Genomic DNA, 9634 nt, shown 5'->3' on the forward strand with positions numbered 1-9634 from the left:
TCAGGATTGGCAATAGAAATCTTGCTATCATCTGTGAAACTAGCACTTGTAAACGCGTCAAGAAGCGATGCTGGCGTAAAATCATTCAAAGGTTTTGTGACACTATAGAGCGCCAACTGACCTCTGGTATAGGTAAACGGTTGTACAGATTTATCACGCTTGTCATCAGACAGCTTTGCCGGAAACTCTTGATTGGCGGACAAGAATATATCATAAGGGGCTCCTGCCTTGATTTGAGCATATAGCTTGCCAGAAGACGCGTAAGTGACTTCGATATCTAAGTCACTTTTGTCAGAGGTACTATCAGAAACCCTATGATCCACCTGATAACTGTCAATAATGCTGGGTAAGACATCAGATAAGTTGGCTGCCGCAGCGATCCGTAAGGTTTGGTGCTCAGTTGTGGCAGTCGCCGATTCTACATTCGTACTTTTATCTGCTGTACAAGCATTTAATGCCAGTAGCAAACACGCAGAGGTACTAATCGCAGCTAGTGACCTACCCATTGTTGCTGAGCCATTTAGATGAAGCATCTTCGTAATACTCTTGCTTCCACACAGGAATGTCGGCTTTGATGGTATCTAATATCCAGCGACACGCATCAAATGCTGGATAACGATGCGCTGACACTACCCCCACCCACACTGCCACATCACCAATCTCTAGCGCTCCGATGCGGTGTATCGCTATGGCATGAGTGATCTCAAAACGCTTTTTGGCTTCTTCTATAATGGCGCGGCCTTGGTTGATTGCTAAGTCTTCATAACCGTAATAAGTAAGTCGATCAACGCTCGTGGCATTGTTATGATTGCGCACTCGCCCTTCAAAGCAAACAAACGCACCGCAGCTGTCATTGTCCAATGTACTTTTGAGCTTATTTTCGTCAATTGCAATATCGAGTAACGCAAAACCGTCGCGCTCAGCAATAAGATACGCTTCATCGGTACTACGTTTGATGGTCATTGAATGGTTATGGATGTTATCTGTCATTTTTTTCTCTATTTACACTAATTGTGGCGCTATAGCCGCTTATAAATATATACCTAACCACCAGCGACTGGCGTGATAAATACTACGCTATCGCCGTCATTGATTTGATCTGTCCATTTAGCAAAATAATCGTTCACTGCCACCCGTAGCTCTGCTTGCGGACGGCTAAAACGATGCTTTTGGCTAAGCTGTTCATATAGTTCAGTCAATGAGGTGTCTTGGGGTAGTTTGACAGTCTCTTGCTGACAGTTGGCCTCATCTGCCAAACTGGCGAAATACATGACATTGATATCCATCGTTGATTCGATATCGGTTGTCACATCGATAGTACCCATAAATCTCTCCCTTCTTTGCAAGCGTCCTTGCTTGATATCCAATATATCTTTAGTCATTGATTAGGTTTTTTATCACACTAAGCATGAGTATAGTCTGACTTGCCACCTGTTTTTTTAATCAGGTGAATATCATTTATAACGATGTCATGTGATAGTGCTTTAGTCATATCATAGATGGTCAAGCAGGCAACGCTCACGGCGGTTAGCGCTTCCATCTCAACCCCCGTTTTGTGCGTGACTTTGACTATAGCACTGACGGTGATACTGCTCAGCGCATCATTATACACAAAGGTGAGGCCGATCTTATCTAGCGGCAGCGGATGACAAAGCGGTATCATATCATGCGTGCGTTTGGCAGCCATAATACCGGCAATATGTGCCGTTTGCGTAATGCTGCCTTTTTTGGTCATCCCATCAGCCGCTTTGATCTGCGCATAAATCTCGCTCGGAAAACGAACTTGCCCAGTCGCGTTCGCTTCTCGCGTCGTTGCGGTCTTGCCACTGACATCAACCATCGTGATGTCACCATTACCATCTAAGTGTGATAAAGCAGATTGATGATTTGTCTGAACGCTGTTACTCATTGATATCGCCTTCTCTTAGTAATCTCTTTATCAGTATTTTTATTATGTTGGTAGCGCGGCACACGCCTGTTCAAACTCTTGAGGCATATTAAAATTGGTCAAATGCTGCCAGTCCTGAGTAAATGGCAAGGTTTTTACCATCGGCTGAATAAAGGGCATGACTCGGCGCTGACCACTATCAATATAAGCTTTCAAATCGGGTTCAATAGCTAAATGATACAGCCCTAGTAACGGATATAAATGACTGTCATCTTTTAAGCAAATGACGCGCCTATTAGCCGCTGTATTAATTGCTTGTTGCAATTTCTGCCATAGATCAGTGGCAGGTATTAAGCTGTCACAACTCATCACCAGTAGCCACGATGCGCGCTGATTGTTAGTTGTAAACAGATTATTCGAGCCAGTCAATGTTTGCAATGCTGACTCGATAGCAACCAACGCACCGCCTGTACGAATCTGCTCATCATTATCCGCGTCAAAATCAGAAACGTAGTCAGCAATAGGCATAACGGGCGAACTGGGTTTGTTCAAAGTAGCATCTGAATCAACATAAAAGCCTCGCCCATTATCCGCAATCAAAATAGGAACTTGCAACTCGCTGGCATGACGAACATGATAATTTAGCAGCTGCTCACCTGTCGGCAGAGTGAGCGTCGCCTTTGGTGTTCCCATACGTTTGGATGCTCCGCCAGCTAAAATAACTATACCTGCCAAGTTGTCCAGCCTATTCGAGCAACCCATCATTATGCCATTGCCTGTCATTTTTGGTTAAATAGCCGTTATGGCTTAATCATTTATCATCAATCATTTATCATCAATTGTTTATAAATCAGTCATGACTGGGGTTTTGTGCCAAAAAATGCGGCACAAAGTTACATGGACGAGTACGGCTATCAAACTGCTCTTTTAGGATATTTTCCCACCCTGTGCGGCACGCGCCAGATGAACCTGGTAGACAAAAGATACCGGTACCATTGGCCATACCAGCCACTGCCCGCGACTGCACCGTAGACATACCAATCTCGTCTTTTGAGATCAAACGGAACATCTCACCAAAACCATCAATCGACTTATCAAATAGTACGCTGACAGCTTCTGGCATGCTATCTCTAATAAAGAACCCTGTACCACCTGTTGTAATGACCGCGTGCACGTCTGGACTGGCAATCCAGCCACTAATGACCGCTCTAATCTGATAAATATCATCAGTGATCAGCTGACGGTCTGCCAAATGATGTCCAGCCTCGGTCAAGCTATCGGCTAGATATTGACCTGACGTGTCTTCTGCCAGCGTACGGCTATCAGAAACAGTCAATACCGCAATATTAAGAGGGGTAAATGGTGCAGCAGGCTTACTCATAAAAGATCCTTTATAGATATAATTTTATAAATGTATTAAAAAAAGCTTATGTCGGAAAAGCGATAGCAAAAACAGCATCAGTTATCATCAGAATTAGAGACTCAGAATGCCTTAACCACCGATTATCGAGAGATTGTGCATGATACCACTGTTCGAGTCATGCAGATGATGATGCTCAGGCTTAATCGGCATAAAGCTATGTAAAGTGTTTACCAGTCCTTGGATATCGTTTTGTTGTAAGTATGGACGAATATCGTAATTACCTTGGTCAAATAAGCACAGATGCACCTTGCCCTGACTACTGACTCGCAAGCGGTTACAAGTATCACAAAAGTGCGCCGCATAAGGGGCAATCATACCAATACGGCCGACATAATCAGGGTGACTGTACTCGACCGCTGGACCATCGGCACTGCCACGCTCGTGTGGCTGCCAACCATGCTCTAACAAATAATCCGTGATGATATCAGACTGAGCATGTTGGGCAAAAAACAAGTCGCTATTGTCACTGGTCTGCATAAACTCAATAAAACGATACGTTACTTGCCTGTCTTTGACATAGTCGATCGCGGCGATTAGGTTTTCAAAGGCAGTCTCTGCCATCAAGACGCTATTTATTTTAAGTTTGATATCCGTCGTTTCTAGCAAGGTATCCATATCTGCCAGTATCTGCGGTAAAGTATCAAAACCTGTCATTTTGTGAAAAGTGGCCGCATCAAAACTGTCCATACTGATATTGAGCTGATCAAGTCCAGCCGCTTGCCAGCTGGCTAAATGTTTACCCAACTTATAAGCATTGCTGGTCATCGCTACTGTTTCAATACCGTCCGTTTGCTTGATCGTGTCGATAATTTCGACAACATCACGGCGAATGGATGGCTCACCGCCTGTAATTCTCACTTTTTTGGTACCTACTTGCGCAAAGCCGCGCACCAATGTCGCAATTTCAGAAACGCTCAACTCATCGTCAGGACGTTTGCCTTGATAGCCATTTGGCAAGCAGTACTCACAGCGAAAATTACAAAAATCCGTAATAGATAGACGCAGATATGTCAGACGCCGTGCAAACCCATCCGTTAAAGGCTGATGGATTTGGGTTGCCTGATCAATCGGCATCACTAAATTAGACGGTATATAGCTGTCAGACAGCACAGGTGCTGACGCAGGAGAATACAGTTTTGGGCTGTCTATTTTGATATTGTTGTCATTCATATATTACTGCCATCAGTATTGCTTACCATAAGCGTTACTTTATTATTCGTGCTTAGCATCCCATTGCTAGATTGCTTTTTAATTTCGTTCCATCATTTTATAGCAGATTGGCAAACGGTGAATTAGCGATGCAACCAAGGAAACGGCTGTACGGTAACCTCACCACCAGATACTACGTTGCCACTGTCTTTGTCTAATACAATAAAGCAATTGGCGCGGCTCAGCTGTTTTATTCTGTGTGATTGTTGACTTGAAAAGCATTCCACTTGGTAATGACCCGCCTCATCTTGTGACAAGACGCCGCGCTGAAAGTCTTTGCGGCCAGGGAACTTTTTGATGTCATTTGTGAGTTTAGCGTTGATCGTTAGCGGCATCGGCTGCTCGGACACACTCGCACCTGACATCTGCCATAATGCGGGTATCACAAACTGTAGCGCGCCCACAACTGTGGAGAGCGGATTACCCGGTAGACCAAAATACAATACGGGCTTATCGAGATTTTTATTTAACTCGCCAAATACGAAAGGCTTACCAGGTTTCATCGCCACTTTATAGTGGTTGATTTGCCCAAGCGTTTCGATCACCGTCGTCAGAAAATCATAATCGCCGACTGAGACACCTGCTGTCGATATGAGCACATCACAGTCTTGCATGGCTTCGTTGACCGCAGCTGTCGTCTTATCCAAATCATCAGGAATGATGCCATAGTCACGAATGATTATAGGTAAACCAGACAGTAAGCTTTTGAGCGTTGGGGTGTTTGAATTATATATTTGGGCTAAATGTTCCAGCTCATCGCCAATAGCGACGAGCTCATCGCCTGTCGCGAGCACACCGACGACGAGTGGTTGAAACACGCTCACTTCGCTGATACCTAAATTTGCCAGCAAGCTGATATCGGCAGGATTAATTCGTTTTCCTATCTTTAGCACAGCTTCGCCAGACTCAACCTCTTCGCCTTGCGCACGGATATTATCGTTGGTTTCGGCCGTTTGCGTGAGAGTGATGCTGTACGGCTGAGTCTTATCAATGGTCGCTTTGATATCAGCAAAATTGGTATTTTCTTGCATAATGATTGTATCACAACAGTCAGGGACGACCGCGCCAGTAAAAATACGCACACCCTGCCCTGCTTTTGTCTCACCAGCATAGGCACTGCCTGCTTGAGACTCACCAATGATTTCAATCGTCTTGCCTTCTGACAGCTCACTTCCTTTTGCAATGGCATAACCATCCATAGCAGATAGATTCTGTCTTGGCACATCAAAAGGTGATGAAATATCTTGCGCGAGTATGTGGTTACGGCTGTCTAATAGATCACAGATATTGACGGCTCTTTTGTGCAGCGGAAAATCCACATCATTATAATCATTGATACGCAGCTTTATTGCCGCTTGTAATTCTTCCATAGTAATCATAAAGGTATGCTCTTTTGATCGTTCTCATTATTTGTGATTGAATCTTTATTATTAAAAGCTGTCCTTAGAGTCTATCATTCACAGTATCGATTTTGTTGTATTAACCTTGTTCTGATAAGTTTTGAAGATTGCGAGATCAAGCCAACTCAAATATTTGATGATTATCACAATATTTATCCATTCAATAAATTTCAGCAAAATCAGACATAGCCTGAGGCAAAAAAAGCACCTTGGCAAGGTGCTTTTTGTAGAGCAAGGTAACATGCTTAATTGATGATTAATGACTGATTTATAATAGCTAAAAGTGTTTATGAATCGTGACCTTCATACGGTGTATAAATACCGTCAGCTTACCTCACCAGCCAGCCAATGAAGAGGCGCTATTTTGAGTGATGAATCCATCTGGCGTTTGCCCATTATCCGCCTGCCAGCGCTGAAATGCCATGCGCGTGTTGGTACCTACAATGCCATCAGCCCCTTTGGTATCGTAACCCATGCTCGTCAGACGGCGCTGTAAGTTGGTCACTTGCGTGGTTGATAACGGACGCTCATAGCGGGGCCATGATTTTCGCAGACCACTTTGTCCATCAATCGTTTTGCCCAATAGGCTCACCCCTAGCGCATAACTCGACGAGTTATTGTAAACCTTGATAACATCAAAGTTTGGGCTTAGCAGCAATACGGGACCATCTTTACCCGCTGGCAACCATAGCTCCATCTGAGTATTGGCATCTAAATAGACGTCATCTATCGTATCGACACCCATCGCCGCCCATCTGGCTGCAGGTTGCTTACTCCCCATCAGTGAATAATCAAACGAAGCAGGTACAGTCGCCTCATAAAAAGGTGCTAGACCGCGCACCCAGCCTGAGTTGCTCAGATAGTTGGCAGTAGAAGCGAGTGCATCACCTGTGGCCCAAGGGTTACGGTGACCGTTGCCATCACCATCAACGCCTTGCTTGAGCCAAGTCTCAGGAATAAACTGCGTTTGTCCCATGCCGCCTGCCCAAGAACCATCTAATTGCGACCATGATACGTCGCCACGCTGGAGTAGCGTCGCTAAGGATAATAGCTGAGCTTCTGCAAATTCTTGACGACGACCATCGTAGGCCAGACTGGCAAGCGAGCTTGGCAAATCGCTGCTACCCGTGACCGCGCCATATGATGACTCCATACCCCATATCGCTGCGATCACCTCTGCATCAACGCCATACTGCGACTCTAATTGAGACAAGAACGCACGTTGCTCTGCAAACTTGCGCTTACCTACGCTCACACGCCCACTAGAGACAGCGGAGTCCACATACTCCCATGGCATCTTAGAAAACTCAGGCTGTCCTGAGTCTAATGAGATAACTTGCTGATTCAGATAAGCGGAATCGAGTAATCGGCGAATGACTCCCGCATCATAGCCTGAAGATATTGCACGCATAGAAAAGTCTGACTTCCAATCAGAAAAGCTGCTATAGCTTGGCTTTGGGGCGGGCTGCGGCTTAATAACTGGCGCTGGTGTTGGCTTGACCTGCACGGTTTGGGTTTGAGTAATCTCAACGCCACCTTGACGGACAGGCTTTTTTTGCATGGCTTGTTGACTTGTACACCCGACCATCACTAATGCCGGCATAAGAGTGAAGTATTGTTTTTTTAATCTCATAAAAAGTCTCAAACATAAATAAATAAAATGGACCAAAGCCGCCCAGCCATCAGCGACATGGCTCAATACTAACGCCCAAGTACCGTACGTGGATCAATCGGATTGCCATTTAAGCGAACTTGGAACTCCAGCCCCACTTGATTGGTCTGACCACTGCTACCCATCGTCGCGATACGCTGGCCACGCTGTACCGTATCCCCTTCTTTTACCAGCAATTGGCTATTGTGTGCGTAGGCCGTGATGTAATCATCACTATGGCGGATCATAATCAAGTTGCCATATTCTGGTAGACCGTTGCCTGAGTAAAGCACCGTTCCTGATTGGCTAGCAAGTACTGGATCACCGACATTACCAGCAAACCACATGCCCATATTGCCCGCCGCTGGATCAATGTTACGCGTCACTGGATTGCGAGTAGGATAATCATAACCAAAGGTCGAATTGGCAGTTGCCTCGTATGCTGGCGTTCGAGACTGGGTTACAGGTGGGATATAAGTTGGTTGCGACTGTGCTGGTCTGCTATAGCTGTTGTTACTCGCTGTGGTCGCTGCACCGCCCTGCCATAGTTTGAGCCATTGCCCACTATAAATCGTATATTTACTGTCCAGATTATTTAGTGCGCCAATCTGACGATAGTTAAGACGATAGCGCGCCGCAATTTGGCTGACCGTATCGCCACGTTGTACGCGATGGTAGTTAGGGACGCCTTGTGCGTTGGTAATAATCTTAGGACCTACTTGGTTTGGTGATTGATAAGTAGGCTTGGTTGCACAGCCGACTACAGACAAGGTAGCAACTGCCATAGTGCCAATCAACGCCGCCTTAGCAAGGTGCGATCCGGTCATGATTCTTTTCATACAAGGTTCCTGTTCTTTGTGTTGCTTATCTATTGTTTTATCATCCAAAAGCGCTTGATATCACTCAAAAGCCTCAAGATATTGTTACTACAATTAGCGATCTAGCAGATGATTTATATCACTCGCACAGCAAGCGATATGGTGATTATCACCTATGTCATTGATAATCATATCCTATCGAACTTATAAATCTAGTGCCAAAAGCTTATCCAATGCCCGCGCTGGGGTATGATGTAGACGTACTGGCGACAAACTGATGTATCCTGCCGCCACTGCTTGATCATCCGTCATGCCCGATGTTAATACAACATTTTTTTGATTGGTTGATTTAGCTGAAATGTCTAAGGGTCGCTCATTTTTGTGCTTGCTGTTTTTACATTTTCGTAAAGACAGCCAATACGCATCTCGGCCGCGAGGGTCAATCATATGACGCACGGGCCGGGCGATCTGCTTGTGTCCCAACGAGGTAACCTTTCGCCCTTTGATATCACTGCTGCTATCCACATCAGGAATATTAACGTTTAATACATGATAGGGCAAACTTTTGAGAAACTCTAAAATCGAGGTATCAGTGAGCAATTTGACAACTTCATTTGCCGCCACTTGATAATCACTGGCTGATTCTTGTCCGCCATTTTTTACGCCGCCACCTACCAAAGACGTGGCAATAGCAGGTATGCCCAATAACTGCGCGGTCAATGCTGCGCCAAAGGTACCAGAAAACATCACGTCCTGTCCTAAGTTTGCACCTGAATTGATACCTGTAATGACACAGTCAAAATCCACGTCACGGTATAGCTCATGCAGCGCCAGATGGACACAATCAGCTGGTGAACCATTGACCGCTATAAATCCCGATGGCAATTGATGCGTATGCAATGGCTTTGATACACTCAATGCACTAGCATAGCCACTCTGCTCCTCGTTTGGTGCGACTACCACGACCTCACCGATGGTGGATAGTGCTTGAGACAGTGCCAATAATCGGCGCATACACCCCATCATCATTACTAATTAAAATCTTCATGTCAGCTCAGTATGTTTGTGTCAAACCGTCTTTCTAGTAGAAAGTTTTGCTACCGTACCATATCTTTATTCGTATAAAAATAGCAACCAAAGGCTAGGGCGTGTTGAACATTTGCAAATAGGCACTACTGATCGCTAAAATTGTTCCAGATAAGGCACAAAGCGACGATAATGCAGATGCCTTAGCGAGATTTGTAA

11 protein-coding genes are annotated in these 9634 nt (G+C 45.1%); all 11 read right to left on the minus strand.

What is annotated here, in order from left to right; all coding sequences use genetic code 11:
* A partial coding sequence (gene modA / locus B3V51_RS11260; protein WP_286708442.1) for a molybdate ABC transporter substrate-binding protein occupies window positions 1-506 on the minus strand: 506 nt, incomplete at its 3' end.
* Window positions 499-990 (minus strand): molybdenum cofactor biosynthesis protein MoaE, encoded by a 492-nt coding sequence (locus tag B3V51_RS11265; protein WP_071003399.1) that lies wholly within the window; start codon window positions 988-990, stop codon window positions 499-501. The genes modA and B3V51_RS11265, both read right to left, overlap by 8 nt.
* A 53-nt stretch (window positions 991-1043) precedes the next feature.
* Window positions 1044-1325, minus strand: a complete 282-nt coding sequence (locus B3V51_RS11270; protein ID WP_212563743.1) for a MoaD/ThiS family protein — start codon at window positions 1323-1325, stop codon at window positions 1044-1046.
* A 77-nt stretch (window positions 1326-1402) separates the two neighbouring features.
* Window positions 1403-1909 (minus strand): cyclic pyranopterin monophosphate synthase MoaC, encoded by a 507-nt coding sequence (gene moaC, locus B3V51_RS11275; protein ID WP_212563744.1) that lies wholly within the window; start codon window positions 1907-1909, stop codon window positions 1403-1405.
* Between the two features lie 42 nt (window positions 1910-1951).
* Window positions 1952-2623 carry a molybdenum cofactor guanylyltransferase gene (gene mobA, locus B3V51_RS11280; RefSeq protein WP_286708443.1) on the minus strand — a complete coding sequence of 224 codons (672 nt, stop codon included), beginning with the start codon at window positions 2621-2623 and terminating at the stop codon, window positions 1952-1954.
* A gap of 115 nt (window positions 2624-2738) precedes the next feature.
* Window positions 2739-3269, minus strand: a complete 531-nt coding sequence (gene moaB, locus B3V51_RS11285) for a molybdenum cofactor biosynthesis protein B (RefSeq protein WP_212563746.1) — start codon at window positions 3267-3269, stop codon at window positions 2739-2741.
* A gap of 111 nt (window positions 3270-3380) precedes the next feature.
* On the minus strand, window positions 3381-4481 hold the full coding sequence (moaA, locus tag B3V51_RS11290) for a GTP 3',8-cyclase MoaA (protein WP_286708444.1): 1101 nt from the start codon (window positions 4479-4481) through the stop codon (window positions 3381-3383).
* A 122-nt stretch (window positions 4482-4603) separates the two neighbouring features.
* Window positions 4604-5899, minus strand: a complete 1296-nt coding sequence (glp, locus tag B3V51_RS11295) for a gephyrin-like molybdotransferase Glp (RefSeq protein ID WP_286708445.1) — start codon at window positions 5897-5899, stop codon at window positions 4604-4606.
* 355 nt (window positions 5900-6254) lie between these two features.
* Complete coding sequence (locus tag B3V51_RS11300) at window positions 6255-7553, minus strand: lytic murein transglycosylase (protein ID WP_286708446.1); 1299 nt, start codon at window positions 7551-7553, stop codon at window positions 6255-6257.
* A 68-nt stretch (window positions 7554-7621) separates the two neighbouring features.
* Window positions 7622-8398, minus strand: coding sequence for a M23 family metallopeptidase (locus B3V51_RS11305; RefSeq protein ID WP_414706384.1), 777 nt, complete (start codon window positions 8396-8398; stop codon window positions 7622-7624).
* Between the two features lie 195 nt (window positions 8399-8593).
* Window positions 8594-9403 carry a 5'/3'-nucleotidase SurE gene (gene surE / locus B3V51_RS11310; RefSeq protein WP_286708448.1) on the minus strand — a complete coding sequence of 270 codons (810 nt, stop codon included), beginning with the start codon at window positions 9401-9403 and terminating at the stop codon, window positions 8594-8596.
* Between the last annotated feature and the right edge of the window lie 231 nt (window positions 9404-9634).

It is taken from the genome of Psychrobacter sp. UBA2514, assembly GCF_002341255.1.
In the GTDB taxonomy this organism is placed as follows: Bacteria; Pseudomonadota; Gammaproteobacteria; order Pseudomonadales; family Moraxellaceae; genus Psychrobacter; species Psychrobacter pacificensis.